This window comes from Streptomyces sp. NPDC057137, from assembly GCF_042670825.1.
Lineage (GTDB): Bacteria > Actinomycetota > Actinomycetes > Streptomycetales > Streptomycetaceae > Streptomyces.
Genome location: NZ_JBHUUW010000012.1, coordinates 94,473 through 120,635, shown reverse-complemented (window position 1 = coordinate 120,635; position 26,163 = coordinate 94,473). Strand labels below are relative to the sequence as shown.

The window sequence follows — 26,163 nt, the reverse complement described above, 5'->3', positions numbered from 1 at the left end:
GATGATTGACTCAGCTTTCCTTACAATTCCTGTGGAATTAACCCCCGCGCTACTGAGCGCCGCAACGCAACCACCGCTTGCCGGGTGCCAGGTCGGCGCACCCCGCCCTGGGTGCGCGTCTGCTGTCTCACTGTGCCATTAACCACGCTGACCTGTGAAAAGGAACTCCGCCGCTGATGCCCGTGAGGGCGGTGGGGCCAGCCCCGCAGGCGGCCGGCGCCCGCGCAGGACCGCCGCCGGTCGCGTACCCCAGGAGGGCTCGCGACGCGGCGGCGGCTGCTACTACTGCTACTGCTCGTGGTGCGGAACCTCTAGCCCCGGGTGGGGACGTAGTCGAAGTTCGGGGTGAGCGTCCCGAACAGGCTGCCGACGCGCGGCGACTCGCCGCCCGTCACCGAGGTGAACAGGTCGGCGGCCTCCTGTGTCAGGTAGAAGGGGGCCTGCTTGATGCGGAAGCCGGTGAAGCTGGGGCGGGCCCCGGCCATCACCTCGGTGTAGGTGGACTCGGCGATCGAGACCTCTTCGGAGAGCCGCTTCCCGTCGACCGACACGCCCGCCGAGTAGGCCGGGGTCGGCATCACACGGATGAAGGTGGACTGCAGCGTGATGGCCTTGCCGGAGGCCTTGTGGTGGAAGCGCAGCCCGCCGGGGTAGAAGATCCGGCCCTTCGAGTCGAGACCGTCACCGGCCGTCGATCCGATCGGCATGGAGAAGCCGCGACGGTCCGCGTCCATGCGGAACGGGCTGATGGCTTCGAGCGTGATGCCTTCGCGCTTCATCCACGCGATCGCTTCGTCCCCCAGGGCCACCTGCGCGTCTCCCCACGGGGAGATGTAGGCGCCCGGGAAGGGCTCGGCGACGGCGACCTCGGGGGCGGCTGCCGACTGCTGCGGGGCGGCTGCCCCGGCGGCGGTCATACCGAGCGGCACGGTGAGTGCGGCCACTGCGGCAAGGACGGTGAGACGACGGAGTGCGCGCATACGTATGAGCTCTTTCTCTGCTGCTGACGTGAAGCGTGTCCTGGATCCAGGACACGCCGGAACCCAACAAAGCTGCGCAACACCAGAGTTCGTCTGAGGTCAACCGTGACGACGGAGGCGCATCTTTTAGCCAGGTATGCCCATTGATGCATAGAAGTGCGCGGTTTTAACCGTTCGTTAGCCCAGGGGACGGAAGAAATCAGCACGATGCGGTGATGCGGAGCGGCATTGGCCATTCGAAGATCAACAGCGCCTCACTCTGGTGGAACTCCCCCACACACAGCACTGGAGAACGTCATGCCCGAAATGGCAAGCACTCCTGCCTCCGACCGACCCGCCGGCCAGGGGCCGGGGCTCCCGTACCGAAACCCCGGCCCCACCCGCCGGAAGCTCGGGGCGCTCGCCGCGGCCACTGCGGCCCTGACCGCCGCGTCGGTGGCGGGCCCGCTCACCGGCGTCGGTGAGGCGGGCGGCCATATCGACGCGCCCTCCTCACTGCGGGACAGCGCGACGGACATCACGGACGTCTACGCCTTCACCAGCCCCGAGGACACCGGCACGGTCACCCTCATCGCGAACGTACGGCCCTTCCAGCTGCCGGGGACGGCGGCCAACGCGCTGGTCGACCACCCGTTCGCGACGGGCGCACGGTATGAGATCCATACGGACGCCGACGGGGACGGAGCGCCCGACGCGACCTACCGCTGGACGTTCCGCAACGAGGACCGCCGCCCGTTCGGGGCGGGTCCGAAAGTCGGTCCGCTGCCCGTGAACTCACTGGACGACCGGTCGCTGGGTGTCCGGCAGAAGTACACCCTGGAGAAGGTCGCCGCGGACGGCACCGCCACGACGCTGCTGCGCGACGCCGTCGCCGCCCCCACCCACACGGGGCGCGCCCTGATGCCGAACTACGGCAAGCTGCGCACCCAGGCGATCCGCGACCTGCCGGGCGGTGGCCGTACGGTCGCCACGCAGGCGGCGGAGTCGTTCAAGGCGGACACCCAGGTCTTCGGCCTGTTCGTCGCCGGGACCTCGGGACCGGTGCCCGGCTGGCTGCCCGACGCCCAGCCGCTGTCCGCCCTCAACGTGAACAGTCTGGTGCTCCAGGTGCCCAAGAGCGAGGTGGCGCTGGCCGGTGACGCCCGGCGCAATCCGGTCGTCGGCGTCTGGTCGTCCGTCTCGCGCGAGGGCGCGGACCTCGGCCGGAGCCTGGCCGCGCAGGCCCCCTCCTACCGGCAGGTCTCCCGCAACGGCACCCCGCACGTCGCGTTCGCCGTCCACGGGTCGACCGTCGGGCTCGCGAAGCCGGGCGGGCCGGAGGACCGCTTCCAGGCACGCGCCCCGAAGGACGACCACCTGGACGCCGACTTCCTGGCGGCGACGCTCGACCCCGTACCACCGAAGCGCATCGAGCGAGCCCAGGGCCGCAAGGCTCCGGCGACTCCGCGCCGCGACATCCAGGCCCTGTTCATGAAGGGCATCGGGAAGTCCAACGGGTCGTTGTTCGGCTTCGACCTCAACAGCCACACCATGAACGCCGACGCCGATCCGTCGCGCATCGTGCTCGCCGAGCAGCTGCGGCTCAACCTCACCACCCCGCTGACCGCGGCCCCCAAGGCGCACGGCGTGCTCGACGGCGACCTCCAGGGCTTCCCCAACGGGCGGCGCCTCAACGACAACATCGACGGGCCGCTGATCAGGATGCTGGAGGGCGAGCCCGCGGGGCCGTCCGCGCGGGAGCTGCTGCCCGACCCTGTCGTACGCCTCGAACCGGCCGACGCGCAGACCACGTTCCCCTACCTCAACCTCCCGCACGCGGGCCCGTGAGGCGTCTGATCACCGCGGCGGGCGGGGCGGTGGCCGTGGCCGGCTGTGTGGCGGGACTCCTGTATCTGGGGCCCGCCACCGAGAGCCCCACGGCCACCGCCCCGGCCGCCACCGCGCCTGCCGGGGGTGCTCCCGGCGGAAGCGTTCCTGTCGGGGGTGCTCCTGCCGGGGATGCTCTCGCGGCAGGCGCGCTCGACACCGCCAGGAAGCGTACGGAGACGTACCCCCGGGACCCGGTGGGCTGGGCCGCGCTCGCCGGCGCCGAGATCGAACAGGCCCGGACCACGATGGACGCGGCCCGGCTGGAGGCCGCCGACCGCGCCCTGCGCCGCTCCCTGGCCCTGGACAGGACCGGCAACTACGCCGCCGACGTCGGCCGGGGGCAACTGGCCAACGCCCGGCACCAGTTCGCCCAGGGCCGCGAACACGGTCTGCGCGCCACCCGGATGGCACCGGACCGGCCCGACGGGTACGCCGTCCTGGCCGACGCGGAGATCCAGCTCGGCCACTACCAGGCGGCGCGCGCCGCCGCGCAGCGCCTGCTCGATCTGGCGCCCGCCTCAGGGGCGTACAGCAGAGCTGCCTACGACCTGGAGACGAACGGCCGGCCGGCCGATGCCGCCATCGCCCTGAAGCGGGCCGTGGACAGCGCGTCGACGACCGGCGAACGCGCCTTCGCGCAGACGCGGTTGGGCGATCTGGCCTGGTCGCGGGGGGAGCTGGACCGGGCGGCGAAGCACTACCGGTACGCCCTGAGCACCGAGCCGGACTATCCGTACGCGGTCGCGGGGACGGCCAGGGTGCTCGCGGCGCGGGGTGAGCCGGACAAGGCGCTCGACGCGTACGAACGGCTGGCGGCACGGACTCCGCTGCCGCAGTTCCTGCTGGAAGCGGTCGAGTTGCGAGCTTCGATGTCCAAGGCATCCAAGGCCGCCAAGGCCGGTGCCGGTGATTCCAGGCCGGGCGGAGAGGCGGCCGCGTTGGCCGCCCAAGTACGGCTGCTGCGCGCGGACGGCGGCCCCGTCGACCCGTATCTCGCGCTGTTCGCCGCCGACCACGGCGACCCGGCGGTCGCGGTGGAGCTGATGCGCGGGGAGTGGAAACGCACCCGCAGTGTGATCACGGCCGACGCCCTGGCCTGGGCGCTGCACCGGGACGGGCGGGACGGCGAGGCCCTGGAGTACGCGCGTCGGGCGGCCGCGACCGGCTGGGACAACGCGCTGTTCCGCTACCACCGAGGTGCGATCGAACACGCCCTCGGGCTGCCCGGGGCCCGGCGCCACCTGCGTGAGGCGCTGGAGACGAACCCGTACTTCTCTCCCTACCATGCCGCGCGGGCGCAGGAGTTGACCAGGAAATGAGGCACGTCCGCCGGGGGGCCATCGCCGTACCCGCCGACGTACCTGCTGTCGTACCCGCCACGATCGTGCTGGGATCCGGCTGACGGTACGCAGCCTGGTCCGAGACTCGGGCTCGGGCTCGGGCAGGCGGCAACGGCCCCCTGCGGTGCGCACCGCAGGGGGCCTGAAGCCGAGGACCGGGCCGGGATCAGTCGCGGCCGAAGATCTTCCTGGTGGAGCCCAGGTCCAGGAGCGCCGTCTCTCCCGTGGCGTTGTCCAAGCCGTCGTTGTCCGTTACCGCGTAGACCTCACCGTCACCGGTCACCGTCAGGCCCTCCAGCTTCTCCTGGGTCCAGCCGTTCGTCGCGCGCAGGTCGGGCAGCACGTCGTGGGCGAGCTTCTTCGGGAGCACCGGCAACTGGCCTGTGGGGGCAGCGGACTTCGGGAGGTCGACCGTGTACACCCGCTTGATTCTGGCGGACGGGCCGTTGAGTTTGTCCCGCTCGATGACGGCGAGCTTGTCGCCGACCACGGTGATCTCGGAGAGGCCGATCCAGTCGCCCGGGGTGGTGGTGGCGCCGATCCGGTAGCCGTACCAGCTCCAGGTGCCGGCCGCGACGTCGTACCGGCCGAGCCGGACGGTGCCCGCCGGGTCGGTCTTGACCTCGCGTTGCAGCGTGGCCCAGACCACCTCGTGACCGGTGCGGTCGGTGGTCGCGGTGACCCCCTCGAAGCCCTGTCCCGCGAGCCCCGCGGCGACGTCCGCCGGCAGGGGGACGACCTGCTGGGTCTTGCCGGTCTTGTCGAGCCGGACCAGCTTGTTGCCCGCGCCGGTCGTGCCTTCCACCGCGAGCCAGAAGCCGCCCTGCGGACGGGCGTGGATGCCCTCCGCGTCGTAACCGATCGGCCGGCCGTCGGCGCCCTTGACGGTCAACGAGCGGGTGATGACCGCCGGTTGGCGTGCCGCGTCGATGGTGAGGATCTTGGTGGTGGAGTACGCGGCGTCGGTGACGCTGTAGAGCTGGTGCGACCTGCCGGGTACGGCGGAGAGCGCACCGAGCGCGCCCCAGCCGATCGGCGCGCCGGCGGAGCCTGCGGGGTCCGTGGCCGAGACGATGCTCGGGAACGCGGGGGTGTGCCTGCCCAGACGGAAGAGGCTCACCGAGGCCCGTACGTTGACCGAGGCGTCGTCCTCCTCGCTGGAGACCGCGAGCAGGTCCCGTGACGGGATCGGCAGCAGCCCCTCGGGGCCGTTGGTGGTGGCCAGGACCTGGCGGAAGACCGGGGCGGTCGGCCGGCTCAGGTCGTAGACGGCGACGAAGTTGCTCCGCTCCGAGCCGACGAAGGCGTAGCGCACGCCGTCGTACTCGGCGATCGCCAGACCTTCCGGCTCGGTGCCCTTCTTCTCCGCGCGGTCCTCGTTGTGCAGGCCGTAGCGCACGGCGATCGACTCGAAGCTGTTGCCCGCGTCCCAGACGACCTTGCCGGTACGGCTGTCGAAGATGGACCAGCCCCGGGTGCCGCCGCGCCAGTCGCCCTCGTTGGCGGTCGCCAGGTAGCGGTCGTCGATCCAGCCGACCGAGTCGGGCTCGCGCGGTACGTCGGTGATCGAACCGGTCAGGTCGATCGCGCCGTCCTCGACCGTGTCGATGCCGTCGACCGACGCCGTACCGGCGCTGAAGGCTTTCGTGATCCGGCCCGTCGGCAGATCCAGCACGACGACGCCGTTGTTCTCCTGCAGCGTCACCACAAGTTGGTCGCGGCGGTTGATGGAGACGTACTCCGGCTCCGGGTCGGTCGGCTCGGTGATTCCGGCTGCGGCCAGGGCGGGCAGCGCCCTGCCGTCCGGTTGTGTCAGCGGTACGGCCCGGGTACGCCAGCGCGTGGGCGCGTCGCCCTTGAGGTCGACGATCTGCACGAAGCCGGCCGGCAGTTGGGGCAGGTCGCCCGCCTCGCCTCCGGGCGGGGTCGCCTCCTCGTCGCGCTCGTTCTCGATCGCGATGGCGGCGTACCGCTTGTCCTTGCTGATCGCGATGGAGTCGGGCTGGCCGCCGAGGTCGTAACTCGCCACCCGCCGGCGGTCGCGCAGCGAGATGACGTCGAGCCGGCCGGACGGGTCGGTGTAGCCGGCGCTGGTGTTCACCACCACCAGGACGTACCTGCCGACGACGGCTATCGAGGTCGGCTCGTCCTCGACGTTGCCGAGTTCGGCCAGTGACAGCGTGCCGAGACCGCGCGGACGGTCGGGCTCGCCGATGTCGAGGAAGCCGATCCGCCGGGCCGCCGCGTCCGTGTAGACGAGGGTGCGGCCGTCCTCGCTCGTCGCCGAGATCTCGGCGACGGTCGGGGAGGCCGGGTCCTCGCCGGCCGGCCGGTTCTGGAAGACCGGGTAGGTGGCGGTGCGGTCGAAGGCGAGCGGCCGCCGCGGCTCCTGGTGTGCGCTCGCCGCGCCCGTACCGGCCAGCGCGCCGGCTGCGACAGCCACGGCCACGAGCGCGGCGTGGGTTCTCTTGAGGTGCATCGTCTCTCCGTTGGGCGACAGGGCAGGGGCAGGGCAAGGGGGGCGGGGCAGGGCAGGATCGTGCCACCTGCGAGCGAGCGCGGAACGGCGTCCAGGTGAACAGCCGCCGTTGGACAGCCACCCGTGGACAGCCGCCGGTGATCGCCGGCGTGGGTCGGGGAGCGCCGACGGCGCCCGGACATGACGACGCCGGGGTGCCTTGTCGGCACCCCGGCGGGACGTCTGTGGTGAGGAAAGCGGCGGGACTGATCTTCAGATTCGAACGGACGGCCTGGGCCGCGGACTCCGCTCAACTCGCGGCGCGGGGACGGTGGATGGTGAAAAGAAGCGCGGCCGACGCGGCGACGATCAGCCCGAGGAACCCGGGATGCATGTCCTTGGTCAGGCTCTCCGCGCCGTCGGGCCGCGTCAGCCATACGACGAGCGGGATCGCGAACATGACGGCGACGAGTGCCGCCGCCAGACGAACGGCTCGGTCGGGGACGCCGCGGAGAGCGCCGACCAGCGCGATCGTGACCGGGACGATCGACACCAGGGCGAAGCCGCCGAGCACCATGAGGGGAACCGCCCAGGCGGAGATGGCCACCGGCAGGGGCACACGTCGGCCCGTGCGGGCTGCCGGTTCGGTTGACTCGGCAGAGTCGGCTGAGTCGGCCGGTTCGGTTGACTGGAGTGGGGTCGACATGGCTTTCCTCACAAGGGGGTGACGGGGGGCCGAGACGGCGCTGCGCACGGGGCGGTGCCGCGACCACCGCCGACGTCCCTGGTGCTCCCGGAGTCCCAGGTGCCGCTGACGCTAGCGAGGTGGAGGAAAATTGTGCAGTGTCAGATTTTCTTCACACAGGACGGACAGAGCCCGCGATACGTGACCTCGACCTCGGACACCGTGAACCCGAACCGCTCCCCCGCCGGCAGACCGGCCAGTGGATCGCCGGTGGGGTGGACGTCCCGGATGGTGCCGCAGCCGGAACACACCAAGTGCTGGTGCGGGTGGTGCGCGTTGGGGTCGTAGCGCATGGCGCGGCCCTCGGCGGAGACCTCCATGACCTCGCCGATGGAGACCAGTTCGCCCAAGGTGTTGTAGACCGTCGCCCGGGAGATCTCGGGCAGCAGCCGCGCCGCGAGGGTGTGCACCTCGTCGGCCGTGAGATGTACGTGATCGCCGTCGAGGACCTGGGCGACGACCCGGCGCTGGGAGGTCATCCGCCAGCCACGCCCGCGCAGCCGCTCCAGCAGGTCACTCATGTCGGTTCACCTGTTCAGGTTCGGGACACCCGAGGTTCGCCCATGGATGTCCGGATTTTTGCTGAATCCCACTGAATATACTTTTAGTTCGCTTCTTGACTTGGACTCTGTCCATCGTAGGATCGGTTCCGGCCGCCTGAGTACCGCCCGCGTACCGCCGAGTACCGACTGAGTACCGTAATCCGCCTGGTCCGGAAGGATTCCCATGTCTGAGAACCATGATGCAATCGTCGTAGACGCGAAGTCGGAGGGTGAAGGCGGCTGCCCCGTCGCACACGGGCGGGCCCCGCACCCGACCCAAGGCGGCGGAAACCGCGAGTGGTGGCCCGAACGGCTCAACCTCAAGATCCTCGCCAAGAACCCCGCCGTGGCCAACCCCCTCGGTGAGGAGTTCGACTACGCCGCGGCGTTCACCTCCCTCGACCTGCCCGCCGTGAAGCAGGACATCGCGGAGGTGCTGACGACCTCGCAGGACTGGTGGCCCGCCGACTTCGGCCACTACGGCCCCTTCATCATCCGGATGGCCTGGCACAGCGCGGGCACGTACCGCATCAGCGACGGCCGCGGCGGCGCCGGTGCCGGTCAGCAGCGCTTCGCCCCCCTCAACAGCTGGCCGGACAACGGAAACCTCGACAAGGCCCGCCGACTGCTGTGGCCGGTGAAGAAGAAGTACGGCCAGAGCCTGTCGTGGGCCGACCTGATGATCCTCGCCGGCAACGTCGCCCTGGAGACGATGGGCTTCGACACCTTCGGCTTCGCCGGCGGTCGCCCGGACGTCTGGGAGCCCGAGGAGGACGTCTACTGGGGTCCCGAGACCACCTGGCTCGGCGACGAGCGCTACACCGGTGACCGTGAGCTGGAGAGCCCCCTCGGCGCGGTCCAGATGGGCCTCATCTACGTCAACCCCGAAGGCCCGAACGGCAGCCCCGACCCGATCGCCTCGGCCCGCGACATCCGCGAGACCTTCCGCCGGATGGCGATGAACGACGAGGAGACGGTCGCGCTCATCGCCGGCGGCCACACCTTCGGCAAGACCCACGGCGCGGGCCCGGCGGACAACGTCGGCGACGACCCCGAGGCCGCCCCGATCGAGCAGCAGGGCTTCGGCTGGAAGAACAGCTTCGGCACCGGCAAGGGCGGCGACACCATCACCAGCGGCCTTGAGGGCATCTGGACGAACACCCCGATCACCTGGGACAACAGCTTCCTGGAGATCCTGTACGGCTACGAGTGGGAGCTGTTCACCAGCCCCGCCGGCGCCAACCAGTGGCGGCCGAAGGACGGCGGCGGTGCCGGCTCCGTACCCGACGCCCACGACGCGTCGAAGAGCCACGCGCCGACGATGCTCACCACCGACCTCGCGCTGCGCGTCGACCCGGCGTACGAGCAGATCTCGCGGCGATTCCTCGCGAACCCCGCGGAGTTCGCGGACGCCTTCGCCCGCGCGTGGTTCAAGCTGACGCACCGTGACATGGGCCCGATCGTGCGCTACCTCGGCCCGGAGGTCCCGGCCGAGACGCTGGTCTGGCAGGACCCGCTCCCCGCCGTTACGGACGAGCTGGTCGACGCCGAGGACATCGCCTCCCTCAAGGAGCAGATCCTCGCCTCGGGCCTGTCGGTGTCCCAGCTCGTGTCCACCGCCTGGGCGTCCGCCTCGACCTTCCGCGGCAGCGACAAGCGCGGCGGCGCCAACGGCGCGCGTATCCGCCTCGAACCGCAGAGCGGCTGGGAGGCCAACGACCCCGACCGGCTCGCGGTGGTGCTCCGCACCCTCGAAGGCATCCAGGAGACCTTCAACTCCGGCCCGAACGGCGGAAAGCGGGTCTCGCTCGCCGACCTGATCGTGCTCGCCGGGTCCGCCGCTGTCGAACAGGCCGCCAAGACCGCCGGCTTCGACGTCGAGGTCCCCTTCACGCCGGGCCGCGCCGACGCGACGCAGGAGCAGACGGACGTGGAGTCGTTCGCCGCCCTTGAGCCGGCCGCCGACGGATTCCGCAACTACCTCGGGAAGGGCCAGCGGCTGCCCGCCGAGTTCCTGCTGATCGACCGGGCGAACCTGCTGACCCTGAGCGCCCCCGAGCTGACGGTCCTCGTGGGTGGCCTCCGCGTCCTGGGCGCCAACTACCAGGAGTCGTCGCTCGGTGTCCTCACGGCGACCCCCGGGTCGCTGACCAACGACTTCTTCGTCAACCTGCTCGACCTGGGTACGACGTGGAAGGCGACGTCCGAGGACGCGAACACGTTCGAGGGCCGCGACTCCGCCACCGGCGAGGTCAAGTGGACCGGCAGCCGGACCGACCTCGTCTTCGGGTCGAACTCCGAGCTGCGCGCGGTGGCCGAGGTCTACGCGAGCGACGACGCGAAGGAGAAGTTCGTGAACGACTTCGTCGCGGCGTGGACGAAGGTCGCGAACCTGGACCGGTTCGACCTCGTCTGATCATTTCGGTCGGCCGATGATGACGGCCAGGTCGGTCCCTACGGGCCGGCCTGGCCGTTTCGCGTTCACGTGCCCGCGTGCGCGTACGCCGCCCAGACATGGGGGCGGTCCGGGATCCGGCGGCTGTGGTCCCGAGGCCCCGGCCGCCCGTCCGGCCGTCGATAGGGTGCCGCTATGACCGAGACGGAGAACCCCCGAGGCCCACTGAGACCGCTCGCCGAACTGCCGGACGTGTACGCCTTCTTGGAGGAGGTCCGGCTGCGTCCGGGCATGTGGGTGCGGGGTGGTTCACTGGCCCACCTCGACTCGATGCTGTCCGGGTATCGAGTGGCACTGACCATCCACGGTGTGGAAGAACCCCTCGACTTCTGGGGCCCCAGGGGCCAGGCCCCGTTCGCCGACTGGCTGTTGACCCGGCCGGGCATGCCGGACGAAAGCTCCCTGACCTGGTCGGCGGAGATCGAGCGGGCGGCGGAGAGGGCCGGCAGGCCCGCCATCGAGATGTTCTTCGACCTGCTGGACGAGTTCCGCGCCAGGGGGGACGCCGCCGGGGCGCGGTGAGTGGCGCCGACGGCGGGAACCGGTCGCCAGGGGGCCGCGAATCGGACGAATGCCGGGGATGGCGGGATACGGGACGCTCTTCGCCTTCCGTGACCGGCACCGCCCGGGGACGATTGACGCTCGGCGTACTGCCCGCGATTCCGGGAGGACGTATGGGCAAGCAGGTCAAGTGCGGATCGACCCAGACCGTCAGCGGCAAGCCGTGCCAGCGGCCGGCGATGATCGGCTACTCCCGCTGTCAGACGCACCGGGGCGGATGGACGCCGCGGCAGAAGCGGAAGACCAAGAAGCGCTGACGTTCAACCCCCTGTTCGCGCACGGTGATTGATGGGGTGTCAGTCCGTCAGTTCCCGTACGTGTCCTTCCAGCGCCTGCGGTGCGCGCGGTCGCCCTGGCCGGTGCCGTTCAGTGGGAGCAGTTCCTGGAGCGAGGTGCCGGTGTTCCACTGGCCCAGCAGATCGCGGTGGACGGCGAGGATGCCGTGGCGGACGGCGAGGGCGAGGGCGTCCCTGCTGAACGGGCAGGTCGCCGCGAACACCGCCACGTCCGCCTCGTGGTGGAGCCACGCCGTGCCGACGAACTTCTGCATGTCGCCGCTCGGCACATAGCGGTGCGGGGCGTAGTGCTTGCACTGGACGACCAGTCGGCGGCCGTCGGGCAGCCTCCCGATCACGTCGGCCCCCAGATCCCCGGACCGGCCGCTGACTTCGACGTCCGTACAGCCGTCGCGCCGGCAGAGTTCGGCGACGTACCGCTCGAACTCCTGCCAGCTCATCGCGTCCACCTCCGCCAGCGACAGCCGGCCGACCCGGATCGCGTCCTGCTCCCGCCACCGCCGGTCCCGGCCGCGCACCAGCCGGTCCGTGCGATGCAGCCACCAGGCCACGCCGCCGGCTCCACCGAGCACGGCCGCGCCGACGACGTACGGCCAGACGTCGGACCAGAACGTCACGAGCGCGAGGAGCCCTGAGCCTCCGGCCCCCAACAGGCCCTTCCGCCGGGCCTCGTAGCGTCTCCGCCTCCGACTCCGTGCGGCCGACACGCGCTTGCGCTTGCTCCCGCGTTTCCTCGCCATACGTCCCCCGGTCTCCGCCCGTATCCGCCCGTACCCCCGGGGAAGTCTGGTCGGGGGGTACGCGGAGCGAAAGAGGCCCCTCTCGGCCACACCGGTGGGCGTCAGCGCGAGGATCGGAGTGACTCGATCGCCCGGGAGAGGCTCTCCGCCCCGTGGCCCTGGGCGATCTGGCGCTCGAAGAGGGTCTGGAGAGGGGTCAGCAGGTCCACCCCGACGCCCTGCGCCTTGGTGGCCGTCAGCATGTTGGTCAGGCCCACCGCGTTGATTTCGAGGTTGGACGTCGCCGTCGTGTAGTCGCCGGAGTCGATCTCGGCGGCGAAGCCGGGCAGCGCCGCGGCGGCCGCGTTCAGCCAGGGGACCAGGAGGCCGGTGATGTCCGTGGCCTTGACCTGCGCCGAATCGGCGATCGCGACCGACTGGAAGAAGCCCGCGAACATGCCGTACATGCCGCTGAGCAGCGCGATGTCGTAGAGCGATGCCTGGCCCGGGTCGGTGCCGACGAAGGTGGGGGCGCCCAGGAGGTTCAGTTGCTCGCGGTACGTCTCGAAGACGGCCGACGAGCCGCTGTAGAGGACGAACGCGTCCGGCGTGCCGATCGTCTGCGGTACGGCGTAGACCGCCCCGTCCAGATACTCGGCGCCCTGTCCCGTCACCCACGCCGCCAACTCCCGCGCGGGCTCCGGGGTTCCGGAGGTGAGGTTGATCAGCGTCCGGCCCCGGAGCGCGTCGGCGGCGGGCGTCAGGACCTGTCGTACGGTGTCGTAGTCCAGCACGCAGACGATGACGAGTTCCCCCGCCGCGACGGCTTCGGCGGCCGTCGCCGCCCGGTTCGCGCCTCTGGCGACCAGGTCGTCGGCCTTGGCCGGGGAGCGGTTCCAGACCGTGGTGCGGTAGCCCTGTTCGAGGAAGGCGGCGGCCAGCACGCGGCCCAGGTTGCCGAGGCCGATGACGGTGACGCTGACGGTCGGCTGCTGTGCGGGCTCGGTGGTCATGGGGTTCCTCCTGTTTGTGTTCCGCGGTCGGTGCGATGGGTTCGTCCGGTGCGATGGGAGGAACTCTGTCGAGTCGGGCTGTCGATCGACTGCCGGTCCACTGTCGGTCGGCCGTCCACCGGCCGGCCGCCGCCCGTAGGGTGGCTCGTATGCGATTCGGGGTGCTCGGTCCGCTGGCCGTGTGGACGGCGGACGGCGACCCCGTTCAGATCCCCGGCGCGAAAGTCCGCGCGCTGCTCGCCCACCTGCTGGTCGATCCGGGGCGTGCCGTGTCCGTCGGCCGGCTGGTGGACGAGTTGTGGGGGTCCGCGCTGCCGGACGATCCCGCCAACACGTTGCAGGGGAAGGTCTCTCAGCTGCGCCGCGCGCTGGAGCGCGCCGAGCCGGGCGGGCGGGGTCTGGTGGTCTCTGGCGCCGGGGCTTCGGGGTATCTCCTGCGGACCGGTCCCGACGCCGTCGACGCGGGCAGGTTCACCGCGCTGCTGGACCGGGCGCGGGCCGAGGCCGTACCCCGTACGAAGGCGGAGCTGCTGGCCGAGGCGCTGGGGCTCTGGCGGGGAGAGGCGTTCGCGGACTTTGCCGGGGAGCCGTTCGCCCTCGCGGAGATCAACCGCCTGGCGGAGGCACGGCTGACGGCGCTGGAGGAACAGGCCGAGGTACGGCTGGAGTTGGGCCTGCACGCGGAACTGGCCGGTGAACTCGGCGGCCTGGTCGCCGCCCATCCGCTGCGGGAACGGCTGCGCGCCCTGCACCTGCGCGCACTGTACGGCGCGGGGCGCCAGACCGAGGCGCTGGAGAGTTTCGAGGACCTTCGGCGGCGGCTCTCCGACGAGCTGGGCCTGGAGCCCGGCCGCGAACTGGTCGCCCTCCAACAGGGCGTGCTGCGGCAGGACTTGGCGGTGGCCGACGCCCGCCCCTCCCGCTCCGTACGCTCCGTCCGTACGAACCTGCCCACCCCCCTCACCGAGATCGTCGGCCGGGACGAGGCCGCTGCGAGCGTGCGCGACCTGCTCGGCGCCTCCCGGCTGATCACCCTCACCGGCCCCGGCGGGGTCGGCAAGACCCGGCTGGCCGTGGAGGTCGCCCGGCGGTCCTCCGACGCGTACCCCGACGGCGTCTGGCTCGTGGAACTGGCCGCGCTCGCGCCGTCGCCGGGTCCTGCGGCCGATCCCGACGTGGTGCACGCGGTGGCCGAGGCCGTCATGAGAGTCCTGGACATCCAGGAGGGAGACGGAGCGGGCGGGGCGGGCGGGGCACTTTCGCTGGCCCGCCGGCTGGCCGGCGCGCTGCGCGACCGGCGGTTGCTGCTCGTCCTGGACAACTGCGAGCACGTCGTGGATCCGGTCGCCGAGCTGACCGCCACGCTGCTCCCTGACGCGCCCGGCCTGACTGTCCTGACGACCAGTCAGGAGCCGCTCGCCATCAGCGGCGAACAGGTGTGGCCGGTACCGCCGCTCCCCCTCCCGAGCGCGGTCGCGCTGTTCACCGCCCGTGCCGGGGCCAGGGCCGGGGCGGGGAGCGAGGACGACTCGCGCGCCGTCGCCGAGCTGTGCCGCCGCCTCGACGGCATCCCGCTGGCACTGGAACTCGCCGCGTCGCGCGTGCGGACCATAGGCGTGCACGGTCTTGTCGCCCGGCTGGACGACCGGTTCGAACTCCTGGCCGTCGGGCCGCGGAACGCCCCCGACCGACAGCGGACCCTTCGGGCGGTGATCGACTGGAGTTGGGGTCTGCTGACGGACGCCGAGCGCGTCGTACTGCGCAGACTGGCGGTCCACAGCGGGAGTTGCGCCCTGGCGGCGGCCGAGGCGGTCTGCGCGGGGGGCGATGTGCGGTCCACCGACGTCTTCGAACTGCTCGCCCGCCTGGTGGAACGGTCCCTGGTCGTGCTGTCCGACCGGCCGGAGGGTCCCCGCTACCGGCTGCTGGAGTCGGTCAAGGAGTACTGCGTCGAACAGCTCCGGGCGGCGGGCGAGTTCGACACCGTACGGGAGCGGCACAGCCAGTACTACGCCGAACTGGCCCGCCACGCCGGGCCGTTGCTGCGGGGGCCCGAGCAACGGCACTGGCTGGAGCGCCTGGACGCGGAGGCGGCCAACCTGCGGGGTGCGCTCGATTTCGCCGTACGGCACGGGGCGGGCGAACGGGCGTTGCGTACGGTGAACGCGCTGGCCTGGTACTGGGTGCTGCGCGGCCGACCGGCGGAGGCCCGCCGCTTCCTGGACGCGGCGCTCGCGGCCGTACCCGTACTCACACCCGATCGCGCCCTGGCCACGGCGTGGCGGGCGGGTATCTGCCTGCTGCAGGGCGAGCCCAGCGGCCCCGGGGACAGCACGGAGGGGATCGACGGCATCGAAGACCCCCTCGACCGGGCAACCGCCCTGTGGTTCCTGGGCTTCGCGCAGATGGGATCCGGTGACGTGACCATCGGGGAGAGCCTGGTGAACCGGTCCCTGGACGCGTTCCACGCCATCGGCGACACCTGGGGGACGGCGGCGGCGCTGAGCGTACGGGCCCGGCACGCGATGGCCCGCGGCGACCTCGACGCCGTCCGGCGCGACGGCGAACGGAGCGCGCGCCTCTTCGATGAGACCGGCGACCGCTGGGGACGGCTCCAGACCGTGTTCCCGCTGGCGGCGCTGAGCCAGATCACCGGCGACTACGAGCACGCCGCCCGCCTCCAGCGCGACGGGCTGGCCATCGCCGAACAGCTCGGGCTGTGGACCGAGGCCGCCAAGCGGCTGTGCGGTCTGGGCAGGATCCATCTCCTCACGGGCGATCACGCGCGGGCCCGTGCGTTCCACGAGCGCGCCCTCAAGCTGGCGCGCGAACAGAACTCCAGGTCCGGACAGGTCGACGCCGAACTCGGGCTCGGACTCGGCGCACGCCAGGAGGGCGATTACGACCGGGCCGAGCGCCATATGCGCGGGCTGCTCGCCTGGTTCCGCGAGGTGGGTTACGGCCCCGGCAGCACGCTGGCGCTGGCGGAACTAGGCTTCGTCGCCGAACTGCGCGGCGACGCGGAGACCGCCCGGACCCTGCACCTGGAGGGCTTCGACGCCGCGTACGAACTCGGCGACCCCAGGGCCGTGGCCCTGGCGGTGGAGGGGCTGGCCGGCGCGCGGGCCGCGGCCGGCCGGTACGGGGACGCCGCGAGGCTGCTGGGCGCGGCGGCGGCTGCCAGGGACTCCGTCGGCGCCCCGCTGCCGCCCGCCGAACGCCGGGACGTGGACCGCGTCACGGCCGTGGCGCGCGAGGCGCTGGGGTCGGCGGGGGTGGCGGGGACGGCAGGGGCGGCGGGCTTCGACGCGGAGTTCGAGCGGGGCGCGCTGCTGGACCTGACCGACGCACGGGCTCTGGCGACGGCGTGACAGGGAGCGAGGCCGTGACAGTGACCGAGGCCGAGTCGTGGGCGTTCGCGGACGGCTCCGATGGGCCGGTGACGCCCGACGCGGCGGTCGATCAGCTCCGGAGCAGGATCGCGAGCGGGGTTCTTGAGTCGTGGCTGGCCGCTTCGGACGGCCGGTTGCTGGCCGTCATCAGCAACACCGAGCGCGCGATGGTCATGCTCCTCGACGGCGAGGGGGACCCGGGCGGGCACGCCACGGATCCGGGCGCCGATGCGGAGAGCGACGGGTTCGTCCTGGCGAACGGGCAGAGCGACACGTATCCCGATGAGGACACCGTGCCCCTCGGTGAGGCGCTTCGGATCGTCCGCCACATCCTCGCCACGGGCGGGCCGCCGGCCGATGTGGCGTGGACGGTCGACCGCTGAACACAATCGCTCAAGGGAGCAACCGCTGCTCCTTCGCCAGTGCCACCGCCCCCGACCGCGTGTCGACCCCCAACTTGCCGTAGATACGGCCCAGATGGGTCTTCACCGTCGCCTCGCTGATGAACAGCGCGCGGGCGATGTCGCGGTTGCCCAGGCCGCGCGCCAACTGCTGGAGTATGTCCAGTTCCCGTTCGGACAAGGTGGGGCGCGGGCTGCGCAGTTGGGCCAGGACGCGGTCCGCGATGGGGGCCGAGAGCGCGGTGCGGCCCGCTGCCGCGCCGCGGATGGCGGCGAAGAGTTCGTCCGGCTGCTCCGCCTTGAGCAGGTACCCCGTGGCGCCCGCCTCGACGGCGCGGGTGATGTCGGCGTCCGTGTCGAACATCGTGAGCACCAGCACGCGCGGCAGGCCCCCGGCCGCCGGCCCGTACGCCTCGTCCGCGAGCAGTCGCCTGGTGGCCGCCACGCCGTCCATGCCGTCGCCGAGTTGGAGGTCCATGAGTACGACGTCGGGCCGTACGCGCGCGGCCGTCGCCAGCGCCTCCTCGCCACTGCCCGCCTCGCCGACCACCTCGATGCCGTCGGTGCTGGACAACAGCGCGCGCAGGCCGGCGCGTACGACCGCGTGGTCGTCACAGAGCAGGAGCCGTACGGGAGTTGTCATGACGCGCCCTTTTCCGACGTGCTGAGTGCGAGGGGTACGGCCGCCGACACCACCGTGCCCTCGCCCGGCTCGGACTCCACGGTGAGCGTGCCGCCCAACTGCCGTGCCCGTACGCGCATGGCGGGCAGCCCGTGCCCGCGCCCCGGGCGGGCCGCCACGGGAGCGGAAGCGGGAGCGGAAGCGGAAGCGGAAGTGGTAGTGGGCGTGGGCGTGAAGCCGCGGCCGTCGTCGGCGACGTCCAGCGAGATCTGGTCGTCCAGACAGGTCAGGGTCAGCGCGGCCCGCGTCGCCCCGGCGTGCTCGCGTACGTTGGCCAACGCGCCCTGCGCGATGCGCAGCAGCGCCGCCTCCACCCGTTCCGGCAGCGGCCCCGGAGTGCCGTCCAGCCGGAACACCACGGTCAGTTCCGCGCCGCTCTCGCGGTCGGCGAGCGCGCCTAGTGCCGGGACGAGCGTGCGCTCGGCCAGGTCGGCCGGGGCCAGGTCGTGCACGAACCGGCGCGCCTCGGCGAGGCTGCGGGACGCGATCTCCCCCGCGTCCCGCATATGTCCACGCGCCGCGTCCGGGTCCGCGTGCCAGACCCGTTCGGCGGCCTGGAGCAGCATCTGCTGGCTGGACAGGCCCTGCGCGAGGGTGTCGTGGATCTCCGTGGACAGCCGCTGCCGCTCCGCCAGGATTCCGGCCCGGCGCTCGGTGGCGGCGAGATCGCGGCGCGTACGGACCAGGTCGTCGATCAGCGCGCGCTGCCGGGCGGCCTGGCGTTTGAGGTGGATCAGTACGGCGGTCCCGACCGCGGCGACGGCCGGCGGGGCGAGCACCGCGTTGGGGTCGAACTCACCTTGCGCGAAACGCAGTTTGGACGCCACGACCAGCAGGGTCAGTACGGTGGCGAGCGACACCGCCGTCCGTGTCGACAGGGTGTGCAGACCGGTGAAGAGAAGCGGCATCGCGCACCACGCGGCGCTCGGCGCGAGCGCGAGCAGCACGGCCCAGACCGCCAGCACCGCCCCCACCCAGGCCATGTAGCGGGCATCGGGCCGCGTACCGGAGAGCGGCGCGGGCGCCAGGAAACGTCCGAGGAGATAGAGCCCCCCGAACACCACGAACAGCCCGACGACCCAGCCGACGTGCGTCGCGCCCTCGTGCCGGATCAGATAGCGGGCCAGCGAGGCGCCCAGGAGCAGCACGAACGCGGCGTCCATCACGGCCGTGAGCCACCGCCGGTCGGGATCGGCACTCGTCGTCGTCACTGTCACTCGCTCCCTCAACGCCTCCGCCACACGCCTCCGCCACACGTCTCCGCTCGCGGTCACCACCACCAGTCCTAACGTGCCCGCCACCGTCCCGCATCAGCCGATCGGTTGACACGGCTGTCGCCCGTACCGCTCGCGAACCGGGGCCGGTTCGCCGTACCCCGGCGCCCGGCCGGCCCCGAGGCTGATGACAACGCCCCATCCGCCCCCCAGCCGACCCCCAACCGCCGCCTCCGCCTCCGTACAAGGGACCCGAGACATGCCCGCCAAGAACCTCACCGTCAACCGCGCCGCCCTCGGCCACCGCGTCGCCTACGCGCTCCGCCACCCCGACCGGGCGCCCCGCTATCTGGCCCGCGCGGCCCGCGACACCTGGCTGCGCCACCGCTGGCCGGACCACATCGCGTACTACCGCGCGGTGATGCGCTCCGACACCCGCGCCGACCCGGACGCGGCGGTCGGCAGCCGCAGCCACGAACGGTGGCTGGCCCTCGGATCGATGCAGTTCGACTACCTCATCGGCCACGGCCTGCGCCCCGGCCACCGCATGCTGGAGATCGGCTGCGGCAACCTCCGCGCGGGCTGGCGGTTCATCGGCCACCTGGAGCCGGGCCACTACTACGGCGTCGACATCTCCCCCGACATACTCGCCGCCGCCCAGGACACCCTGGTCCGCCACGGCCTCCAGGCCCGCCTCCCCACGCTCACCCCCGTCCGCGACCTGAAGCTGAGCTTCCTCCCCGACGCCCACTTCGACGTGATCCACGCCCACAGCGTCTTCTCGCACTCACCGCTCCCGGTGATCGACGAGTGCCTGGCCCATGTCGGCCGGGTGCTGGCGCCGGGCGGCTGGTTCGACTTCACCTTCGACCGCACGGAGGGCAAGGAACACCAGGTGCTGCGGGAGGACTTCTACTACCGCACGGAGACGCTGATCGCGCTCGCGGAACAACACGGCCTGACGGCCCGCTTCATGACCGACTGGGAGGACCTGCCCCACGGCCAGTCGAAGATCCGCGTCACCCACAACCGCCCGGAGCCGGCCAACGACCGCTGACAGCCCTACGTACCGCCTTGTCAGCGGCTGTCAGCGCCCCGTCCGCCTGCTGTCAGCGCCGCACCGGCTCGGCCAGTACCTCGCCCAGCACCTCCCGCAGGAGCCGGCCGAATTCGTCCGGCCACTTCGCGTAACCGACATGGCCGCCGGGGAACATCACCAGCTCCTTGCCGAGGCGCTCCGCGAGAGCGACGGCCGGGCGGTGCACGTCGTACGTACGCGAGACCTCGCCGCCGGCCACCACGACGCGCCCGGTCAGCGGGGCGAGCGCGGCGAAGTCGGGGACGAAACGCGTGAACGGCCGCATCACATGGGCGAGGAAGAATTCGGTGTTGTCGTTCGCCTCGGGCAGCACCGGCGCGGGGCTGCCGCCGAAGATCGCGCTGAACTGCTCCATCGCCGCCGGGACCCCCTCGCCGCGGTACGTGGCGTGGACGGTGTCGATGAAGGCCAGCCGCTCCACGGCGTCCGGCAACAGCCCGAAGGCGGGCGGTTCGTGCACGACCAGCGCGGCGATCCGGTCCGGGCGCCGGCCGGCGAGGCGCAGCGCGAGCTGGAGGGCGATGAGGCCGCCCGAGCAGCTGCCGAAGACCTGGACCGGCTCGTCGGGGGCGGCCACCAGGTCGAGCAGGCGTTCCGCGTCGTCGGCGTGGACCTCGATGCGCTGGTCGACCGGGGGGCCGTCGAGCGGGCTGCGGGAGTTGCCGCGCGGGTCGAGGGTGAGGACGCGGTGGTCGACAGCGAGGTGGGCGGCGAGGCGGCCGAAGACGGCGGCGTCGGAGGCACCGCCGCTCAGGAGCAGCAGGAGCGGTCCGCTGCCGCGTACCTCGTAGCGCAGGACCGCGCCGGGCACGGCCAGCGTGCCGACGACGACCGCGCTCTCGGTCGGGGTTTCGGTCGGGGTCTCGGTCTCGGTGTTCACGGTGTCCATCGCGCTCCAGACCAGAAGCGGCGTAACGCCGCTGTGTCATCGAATTTTCACCCAGAGTAGCCAGGTCCAGTATCGTGCGCCGGGAGCGACAACCGCGCTGATCGCACCGATCCGTTCCCCGGGGAGTGGCCCGACATGGCAGACGACACCGGCGGCGCGGCCAGGCCGCGCCTCCTGCTGAACGCCCAGCCCTTCGGCTTCGGGCCACCGGCCGCGACGGCGATCCTCGCCCGCGAGCTGGCCCCGTTCTGCGACGAGTTGGCGTACTTCGGCGGCGGGCACACGCTCGACCTCCAGCACCGGCCGCCGTATCACGCGGTGTACGGGACCACCGGCCTGTCCGACGACGAACGGCTGGCGTCGCTGCGCCGGCTGGCGCCCCGCTACGACCTGTTCGTCACGGCCATGGACTTCGCCGAGGCCGAACTGGCCCGCCGCGCGGGGCTGAACGTGGCGGTGTACGACGCGCTCACCTGGTTCTGGCCCGAGATCCCGGCGGTCGCCGGGGACGCCGCGCTGTACATCGCGCAGGACTTCTTCGGGGTCCGCGAGCGGATCGCGGCGGACGCGGCGCTCCGGCGGAACGCCGTGATCGTGCCGCCGATCATCCCGCTCCTGCCGCCCCGGCAGATCTGGCGCCCCGAGCGCCCGGGGACCGACCGGGACCGGCACGTCCTGCTCAACCTGGGCGGTCTGCAGAACCCGTACTGGCAGCCGTCCGACGCCGCCGCGTACGCGCGGCTGATGCTGGACGCCGTACGGTCCGCGCAGCCCGCCGGCCGGCCGGTCGTCGTCACGACGAGCCGCGGCGTCGCCGAGGCGCTCGGCGACCCCGCCGTCCGTACCGCCGACCGCGACACCGTGCTCGACCTGATGAGCGGCGCCGCGTACGCGTGCATGACGCCGGGCCTCGGCAACATCTACGACGCGGCGGCGACCGGCGTACCGACGCTGTGGCTGCCGTCCGCGAACGAGACCCACCACCTCCAGGCCCGCCTCCTCACCGAACACGGCTACTGCGACGCCCGGCTGGACTGGCCGGACGTGGGCGGCCCCGCCGACTACGACACACCGCCGCCGGCCACCCCGGAGGCGCTGACGAAGGCGATCGTGGACGTGGTGCGCCACCTCTCGTCCGCCGGTTCCCTGCCGACCCTGCGGGACCGGCTGGCGGACCAAGTGGCCAAGTCCACGGCCGGCCTCGGCCTCGTACCGGGCAGCGCCCGGTCCCTGACGGAGCGCTTCGGCCACGGCGGCATGCAGGGGGCGGCGACGGCGCTGGTTCGGTGGGCGACGGAGAACCCCGTACACCTGGGACTCTGATCTCAAGCGCCCGCCGACGCCTCCCGCGCGTCCAGCAGTTCGTCCCAGTGCTCCCCCGTCCAGGCGCACGCCGCGTTCATCGGGACGAGGAGGCTGCGGCCCAGTGGGGTGAGGGCGTAGTCGACGCGGCGTACCGGCCCGGGGTGGGCCCTGCGGGCGATCAAACCGTCGCGTTCCAGGGCGCGGAGCGACTGCGTGAGCACCTTCGCGGTGATGCCACGCAGAGGGATCCGCAGCTCCGAGAAGCGGCGCGGGCCCCGTTCGAGGCAGCGGATGATCAGGTCGGCCCATTTGTCGCCGAAGCGGATCGGGGAGAGCGTGGACGGGCAGACCGGGTCGAACATGTCGGGGTCCCGCCCGGCACCCCTTCGGTAACCGGGTCTTCCCTGTCGTCCGAAGGGAGCGGTCGGCGTCGGGACCGGCCCCGCTCCGGCGGTCACCATCGAACGGACCATCACCCGCAGCGGTAAGAACTTCCGTACCAGTGACTACCGGTGGCAACAGGCCGAGGCCCCGACGGTCTACCGCACCACCACAACGGCCAGCACAGGCGCGCTGCTCGAACTGGCCGAAGGCGAAGCGCTGTTCGCCGTGGACCGACGCCGCGCGCTCCCCGGCCACGCCGGTCGCGCGAAACTGAACCTGATTTCCCTATGCCCCACCTGTCACACGCGATTCGACGACCCGCATAACCCACTGGATCGCAAAGCCATGCACCACTAAAAACGCGACCGAGCCTGTCCGTCTTTCGGGCCACCTCGACTACGAATGAGACGGTCATGCCGAGTTCCAAGTGCATCCCGACAGGCGCTTCGGAGTGAGTCCACACGGACTTCGTACGCAGAAGAGGTTCTTGAAATGCCGGTCTTGATCTTAGCGACCCCTGATTCCCGAATCTCAGCGATCCGGCCAGTGGTGCCCACCTTGGTTTTCTGCACCTCTGTACGACGGTGACTTCGGACGTAATCCCTCCCTCGCCTCGATAGGTACGATGACCTAACCGCTCCATCCAGACTGAACCAGCGCATGTCCCTGGACAGGTCGAATTTGTCCAGCGATTCGACCACGCCGTCCAAGCCAGGCACCATGCGCTCCCATCGCCTCACATCCTGCTCTTTCTCCGCAGCGTCAACCAGCTGGAGAAGGTCACGCATCGCAGGGTCGGCAATGGATGAATCTACGACCTGGAGATCCTCATCAGTGTCGCTGAAGATCTCAGGAACCCCGGGTCGCACATGCAGGACTGCGTTCCCCCCTGGAGACACCCGTGAGTTCAAGTTCCACGTCTCTACGAGCAGCCGCGGCAGCCGCGTCGGGGGTCGCACCTGGTCGGCCGGATCAAGCCGCTCTGAGCGGAAGACAGACACTATCGGGCGGTACCCGACCCTGAGTGGCGAGACCCCAAGCCCAGTTGGCCTGCGTCCCCTTCGACGCCCAGGGGGAGAACGTCGGCCTGGGCCGGCGTGGCGGAGAGAAGGGGAATGAGGACAGCGGAGAGCGCAAGACCGCGCAACAGGTTCTTGATCACAAACCGCAGTGATACCGGACGGTGCCGAATGTCGGGCCGAGCTCCGCACCCGCCCCCGAACGGACGTACGCCTTCACCGCAAAAACGATCAATCGAGGTCGCTCACAACAGACTTGGGCGGTCATGGAACAGTGCCCGCCGCCCTCGGAGGTGGGGGGCGCTTGAGGAATGCTTCCGTTCGTCGCGGATACGCCTCCCCCAACGCTGGCTCTACGTGTAAGCCTCGATGCGCGAAGCACCAAGGCCCCTGGTCGGCGTATGGGGTCGCGCAGCGCAAGGAGAAGGAAGCCAAGGCGAAGAAGCTCAAGATCCGCAAGAAGCGGTAGGCGATGAACAGGGAAGTGCGGTCGGACTATTCACCGGCGTGGCTGCTGGCTTCGAGCGGCTGGATTATGCTCAGCAACCGATCCGTCTGGCGCCACGAATCAGAAGGTTGCCGGTTCAAATTCTGCTGAGTGCACGTAGGTGGGTGTGAGGCTCTTCGGGGCCTCTCGGGGTGGTGTGAACTAGGCAGGCGTGGAGGTTCGGTGGACTTTCGGGTTCTTTCGGTCGGGGTAGGTGGCAGCGTGTCACTATGAGTAATTTCAAAGCGTATTGAACATATTTTGAGTTGGGGATGGGTGTGCAGGCTGTGTTGCGATGGTTAGTGGCGGTGGTTGGGTCAGCTACGGCGTTCTTTGTCGTGGCGGTCCCGTGGGCAGTGGTGTCGGACGGTGGCGATGATCCCTGGGACGTGATCGGTCCGGTGTCCGGTGTGACCGCAGCGGGGGTTCTCGCCGCGTTGGGCTGGTGGGCGTCCCAGGCCAGTGGGGGCGGGCCCGGCGGGGCGAGTCGGATCCGACAGTCTGCACGCGGGCGGGGCAACATCCAGCAGACGGGTGGCAGCCAGGGCGCCGGGGTGCGTAGTGCGGCACGTGAGGATGTCCGGCAGAAGGCTCGCGGTGACGGAAGTGGTGACATCGATCAGGTTGGCGGGAATCGTACCTGAGCGGGGGGCTGACCCAGTGGTGGAAAATACGGGAAAGCGTCGGACCCAGCAGCAGGCGGAGTCACAGGGACATCTCACTCAGGTCGCTGGGAACATGAACGTCTACTCTCCCCCAGTGCCCGTGCCAACCGTGGAATGGCCGGTGTGGGTGGGAAGTATGCCGCGTCTCGCGGCCGCATTCCAACCGCGTACCGGCGTGCGCCTGGAAGCCGAGAGAGCGCGTTCCAGAGGCAGTGAGGTGGTGCTGTCGGGGGACGGCGGTGTGGGGAAGAGCCAACTTGCGGCGTCCCTGGCACGGGAATTGCGGGACCAGGAACGCTCCGCAGAAGAAGGACTGGATATTCTGGTGTGGGCGAAGGCTACCGAGCCCGACCAGATCATCACCGCCTACGCGGAAGCGGCCGACCAGCTGAAGCTTCCCGGTGGTTCCTCCGACGACAGCGGCGCGGCGGCGCGGGTGTTCCTCAAGTGGCTTGCCACCACGGACCGACGGTGGCTGGTGGTGCTGGACGACATCACCAACCCGGAGGCTATAGAGGCGTGGTGGCCGGACCGCTCTCGTAACGGCTGGGTGCTGGCCACTACCCGGCGTGACGACGCCCTTCTCAGCGGGCAGGGCCGTACCCTCGTCTCTCTCGGCCTCTACGGCGAGGAGGAGGCACGGGCGTATCTGCGCCGCCGTCTCGCCGACGCCGGCCGCCCTCAGCTCTACGACCCCGACCTGGCGGATGAACTCGCCGCCGAACTCGGGCATCTCCCGCTGGCTCTCGGCCATGCCGCCGCCTACCTCATCAACACCCGCCGCACGATGAGCAACTACCTCGCACTTCTCCGGGACGCCGGCAGCAGACTCGGGGATCTACTCCCGCCGAGCGCGGACACCGAAGGCTACGGACGCCCTGTCACCACCGCTCTGCTGATCTCCCTCGATGCTGTTGAGGAGGCCCACGCCAACGGCCTCGCCCTGCCTCTCCTGCGACTTGCCTCCGTCGTGGACCCTCTTGGCCACCCCGTCGCGCTGTGGACCACACCCCCCGCACTGGACCACCTGCGCACCACACGCCCCTCACGTCGCCGCCGCATGCGCCGGCACCACCCGGTCGTCACCGAACCGGATATCCGCAGCGCACTCGAATGCCTGCGCACCTACGCCCTCATCGCCCAGGACACCGACACCGGACCAGTGCGAATGCACGCACTGACCGCCCGCGCCATCCGTGAGACCATCCCGCCGGACACCCTCCCCGACATCGCCCGCGCCGCAGCCGACGCCATCCTCAGTCTCTGGCCCGACCTCGACCACGAGGACCGGGAACTGTCGGCAGCGCTGCGCGCGAACACCATTCGCCTCGACCAGCACACTCGCCCGGCCCTGTGGCAGCCCACCACCCACTGGTGCATCCACCGAGTCAGCGTCAGCCTCGCCTCGGCGGGCCTCTACAACCAGGCAGTCGAATACAATTTGGGCACCGTTCATCGCAGTGATGATCTCCACGGTCGCGACCATCCCAATTCCCTCGGCGTTCGCCACAGCCTTGCCAACTCCTACGGCGACGCCGGGCGTATCCAAGAGGCTCTCGATCTGCGAGAACAGGTTCTGGCCGACCGTGAACGGATTCTAGGACGCGACCACCCAGACACACTCTCCGCTCGCAGCAGCCTTGCCAAC

At 71.0% G+C, this 26,163-nt stretch carries 20 protein-coding genes; 10 read left to right on the top strand and 10 right to left on the bottom strand.

Annotated elements, in window-relative coordinates; translation table 11 throughout:
* Nucleotides 1-311: 311 nt before the first annotated feature.
* Nucleotides 312-980: a hypothetical protein gene (locus ACFT9I_RS13345; RefSeq protein WP_382563705.1), complete on the bottom strand. Its 669-nt coding sequence runs from the start codon at nt 978-980 to the stop codon at nt 312-314.
* Nucleotides 981-1,286: 306 nt separating this feature from the next.
* Between ACFT9I_RS13345 and ACFT9I_RS13340 the strand changes: the two genes are divergently transcribed.
* Nucleotides 1,287-2,807 carry a DUF4331 domain-containing protein gene (locus ACFT9I_RS13340; protein WP_382563703.1) on the top strand — a complete coding sequence of 507 codons (1,521 nt, stop codon included), beginning with the start codon at nt 1,287-1,289 and terminating at the stop codon, nt 2,805-2,807.
* A complete protein-coding gene (locus ACFT9I_RS13335; protein ID WP_382563700.1) occupies nt 2,804-4,168 on the top strand; it encodes a tetratricopeptide repeat protein in 1,365 nt (454 codons plus the stop codon). The genes ACFT9I_RS13340 and ACFT9I_RS13335 overlap by 4 nt, the downstream gene beginning before the upstream one ends.
* Before the next feature lie 187 nt (nt 4,169-4,355).
* On the opposite strand, the gene ACFT9I_RS13330 is transcribed toward ACFT9I_RS13335, so the two are convergent.
* From ACFT9I_RS13330 to ACFT9I_RS13320, 3 genes are all read right to left on the bottom strand, one after another.
* Nucleotides 4,356-6,668, bottom strand: a complete 2,313-nt coding sequence (locus ACFT9I_RS13330) for an esterase-like activity of phytase family protein (RefSeq protein WP_382563699.1) — start codon at nt 6,666-6,668, stop codon at nt 4,356-4,358.
* Nucleotides 6,669-6,957: 289 nt separating this feature from the next.
* Nucleotides 6,958-7,266: a hypothetical protein gene (locus ACFT9I_RS13325; RefSeq protein WP_382563696.1), complete on the bottom strand. Its 309-nt coding sequence runs from the start codon at nt 7,264-7,266 to the stop codon at nt 6,958-6,960.
* Between the two features lie 227 nt (nt 7,267-7,493).
* Nucleotides 7,494-7,913 carry a Fur family transcriptional regulator gene (locus tag ACFT9I_RS13320; protein WP_382563694.1) on the bottom strand — a complete coding sequence of 140 codons (420 nt, stop codon included), beginning with the start codon at nt 7,911-7,913 and terminating at the stop codon, nt 7,494-7,496.
* 205 nt (nt 7,914-8,118) lie between these two features.
* Between ACFT9I_RS13320 and katG the strand changes: the two genes are divergently transcribed.
* The 3 genes from katG (at nt 8,119) to ACFT9I_RS13305 (ending at nt 11,207) form a co-directional block, all read left to right on the top strand.
* Complete coding sequence (katG, locus tag ACFT9I_RS13315; protein WP_382563693.1) at nt 8,119-10,350, top strand: catalase/peroxidase HPI; 2,232 nt, start codon at nt 8,119-8,121, stop codon at nt 10,348-10,350.
* Between the two features lie 174 nt (nt 10,351-10,524).
* The gene (locus tag ACFT9I_RS13310; protein ID WP_382563691.1) at nt 10,525-10,911 is read left to right on the top strand and encodes a hypothetical protein; all 387 of its coding nucleotides are present in this window, start codon (nt 10,525-10,527) and stop codon (nt 10,909-10,911) included.
* 152 nt (nt 10,912-11,063) lie between these two features.
* On the top strand, nt 11,064-11,207 hold the full coding sequence (locus tag ACFT9I_RS13305) for a hypothetical protein (RefSeq protein ID WP_382563689.1): 144 nt from the start codon (nt 11,064-11,066) through the stop codon (nt 11,205-11,207).
* Between the two features lie 47 nt (nt 11,208-11,254).
* Here the strand turns inward: ACFT9I_RS13305 and ACFT9I_RS13300 are convergent, their stop codons facing one another.
* Together ACFT9I_RS13300 and ACFT9I_RS13295 are read right to left on the bottom strand one after the other, a co-directional pair.
* Nucleotides 11,255-11,863, bottom strand: coding sequence for a restriction endonuclease (locus ACFT9I_RS13300; RefSeq protein ID WP_382563688.1), 609 nt, complete (start codon nt 11,861-11,863; stop codon nt 11,255-11,257).
* Between the two features lie 224 nt (nt 11,864-12,087).
* On the bottom strand, nt 12,088-12,978 hold the full coding sequence (locus ACFT9I_RS13295; RefSeq protein WP_382563686.1) for an NAD(P)-dependent oxidoreductase: 891 nt from the start codon (nt 12,976-12,978) through the stop codon (nt 12,088-12,090).
* Nucleotides 12,979-13,127: 149 nt separating this feature from the next.
* Between ACFT9I_RS13295 and ACFT9I_RS13290 the strand changes: the two genes are divergently transcribed.
* Both ACFT9I_RS13290 and ACFT9I_RS13285 read left to right on the top strand, forming a co-directional pair.
* Complete coding sequence (locus tag ACFT9I_RS13290) at nt 13,128-16,349, top strand: BTAD domain-containing putative transcriptional regulator (RefSeq protein WP_382563684.1); 3,222 nt, start codon at nt 13,128-13,130, stop codon at nt 16,347-16,349.
* A gap of 14 nt (nt 16,350-16,363) precedes the next feature.
* The gene (locus ACFT9I_RS13285) at nt 16,364-16,753 is read left to right on the top strand and encodes an Imm1 family immunity protein (RefSeq protein ID WP_382563682.1); all 390 of its coding nucleotides are present in this window, start codon (nt 16,364-16,366) and stop codon (nt 16,751-16,753) included.
* Between the two features lie 10 nt (nt 16,754-16,763).
* On the opposite strand, the gene ACFT9I_RS13280 is transcribed toward ACFT9I_RS13285, so the two are convergent.
* Nucleotides 16,764-17,414: a response regulator gene (locus ACFT9I_RS13280; protein WP_382563680.1), complete on the bottom strand. Its 651-nt coding sequence runs from the start codon at nt 17,412-17,414 to the stop codon at nt 16,764-16,766.
* The gene (locus ACFT9I_RS13275) at nt 17,411-18,616 is read right to left on the bottom strand and encodes a sensor histidine kinase (protein ID WP_382563797.1); all 1,206 of its coding nucleotides are present in this window, start codon (nt 18,614-18,616) and stop codon (nt 17,411-17,413) included. The genes ACFT9I_RS13280 and ACFT9I_RS13275 overlap by 4 nt, the downstream gene beginning before the upstream one ends.
* A gap of 310 nt (nt 18,617-18,926) precedes the next feature.
* Between ACFT9I_RS13275 and ACFT9I_RS13270 the strand changes: the two genes are divergently transcribed.
* Nucleotides 18,927-19,724 (top strand): class I SAM-dependent methyltransferase, encoded by a 798-nt coding sequence (locus tag ACFT9I_RS13270; RefSeq protein ID WP_382563678.1) that lies wholly within the window; start codon nt 18,927-18,929, stop codon nt 19,722-19,724.
* Nucleotides 19,725-19,776: 52 nt separating this feature from the next.
* Here ACFT9I_RS13270 and ACFT9I_RS13265 read toward each other — a convergent pair whose 3' ends face one another.
* Nucleotides 19,777-20,655 carry an alpha/beta fold hydrolase gene (locus ACFT9I_RS13265; RefSeq protein ID WP_382563676.1) on the bottom strand — a complete coding sequence of 293 codons (879 nt, stop codon included), beginning with the start codon at nt 20,653-20,655 and terminating at the stop codon, nt 19,777-19,779.
* A gap of 135 nt (nt 20,656-20,790) precedes the next feature.
* On the opposite strand from ACFT9I_RS13265, the gene ACFT9I_RS13260 reads away from it, so the two are divergent.
* Complete coding sequence (locus tag ACFT9I_RS13260; RefSeq protein ID WP_382563674.1) at nt 20,791-21,978, top strand: hypothetical protein; 1,188 nt, start codon at nt 20,791-20,793, stop codon at nt 21,976-21,978.
* A 2-nt stretch (nt 21,979-21,980) separates the two neighbouring features.
* On the opposite strand, the gene ACFT9I_RS13255 is transcribed toward ACFT9I_RS13260, so the two are convergent.
* Complete coding sequence (locus ACFT9I_RS13255; RefSeq protein ID WP_382563672.1) at nt 21,981-22,322, bottom strand: winged helix-turn-helix transcriptional regulator; 342 nt, start codon at nt 22,320-22,322, stop codon at nt 21,981-21,983.
* Between the two features lie 2,329 nt (nt 22,323-24,651).
* On the opposite strand from ACFT9I_RS13255, the gene ACFT9I_RS13250 reads away from it, so the two are divergent.
* On the top strand, nt 24,652-26,163 hold a 1,512-nt coding region (locus ACFT9I_RS13250), incomplete at its 3' end, for a tetratricopeptide repeat protein (protein WP_382563670.1).

What these genes read in the sequence shown, in the direction of transcription:
- ACFT9I_RS13345 (WP_382563705.1), bottom strand. Translation starts at nt 980, where the DNA reads ATGCGCGCACTCCGTCGTCTCACCGTCCTTGCCGCAGTGGCCGCACTC.
- ACFT9I_RS13340 (WP_382563703.1), top strand. Translation starts at nt 1,287, where the DNA reads ATGGCAAGCACTCCTGCCTCCGACCGACCCGCCGGCCAGGGGCCGGGG.
- ACFT9I_RS13330 (WP_382563699.1), bottom strand. Translation starts at nt 6,668, where the DNA reads ATGCACCTCAAGAGAACCCACGCCGCGCTCGTGGCCGTGGCTGTCGCA.
- ACFT9I_RS13320 (WP_382563694.1), bottom strand. Translation starts at nt 7,913, where the DNA reads ATGAGTGACCTGCTGGAGCGGCTGCGCGGGCGTGGCTGGCGGATGACC.
- katG (WP_382563693.1), top strand. Translation starts at nt 8,119, where the DNA reads ATGTCTGAGAACCATGATGCAATCGTCGTAGACGCGAAGTCGGAGGGT.
- ACFT9I_RS13310 (WP_382563691.1), top strand. Translation starts at nt 10,525, where the DNA reads ATGACCGAGACGGAGAACCCCCGAGGCCCACTGAGACCGCTCGCCGAA.
- ACFT9I_RS13305 (WP_382563689.1), top strand. Translation starts at nt 11,064, where the DNA reads ATGGGCAAGCAGGTCAAGTGCGGATCGACCCAGACCGTCAGCGGCAAG.
- ACFT9I_RS13295 (WP_382563686.1), bottom strand. Translation starts at nt 12,978, where the DNA reads ATGACCACCGAGCCCGCACAGCAGCCGACCGTCAGCGTCACCGTCATC.
- ACFT9I_RS13290 (WP_382563684.1), top strand. Translation starts at nt 13,128, where the DNA reads ATGCGATTCGGGGTGCTCGGTCCGCTGGCCGTGTGGACGGCGGACGGC.
- ACFT9I_RS13280 (WP_382563680.1), bottom strand. Translation starts at nt 17,414, where the DNA reads ATGACAACTCCCGTACGGCTCCTGCTCTGTGACGACCACGCGGTCGTA.
- ACFT9I_RS13275 (WP_382563797.1), bottom strand. Translation starts at nt 18,616, where the DNA reads ATGGACGCCGCGTTCGTGCTGCTCCTGGGCGCCTCGCTGGCCCGCTAT.
- ACFT9I_RS13270 (WP_382563678.1), top strand. Translation starts at nt 18,927, where the DNA reads ATGCCCGCCAAGAACCTCACCGTCAACCGCGCCGCCCTCGGCCACCGC.
- ACFT9I_RS13265 (WP_382563676.1), bottom strand. Translation starts at nt 20,655, where the DNA reads ATGGACACCGTGAACACCGAGACCGAGACCCCGACCGAAACCCCGACC.
- ACFT9I_RS13260 (WP_382563674.1), top strand. Translation starts at nt 20,791, where the DNA reads ATGGCAGACGACACCGGCGGCGCGGCCAGGCCGCGCCTCCTGCTGAAC.
- ACFT9I_RS13255 (WP_382563672.1), bottom strand. Translation starts at nt 22,322, where the DNA reads ATGTTCGACCCGGTCTGCCCGTCCACGCTCTCCCCGATCCGCTTCGGC.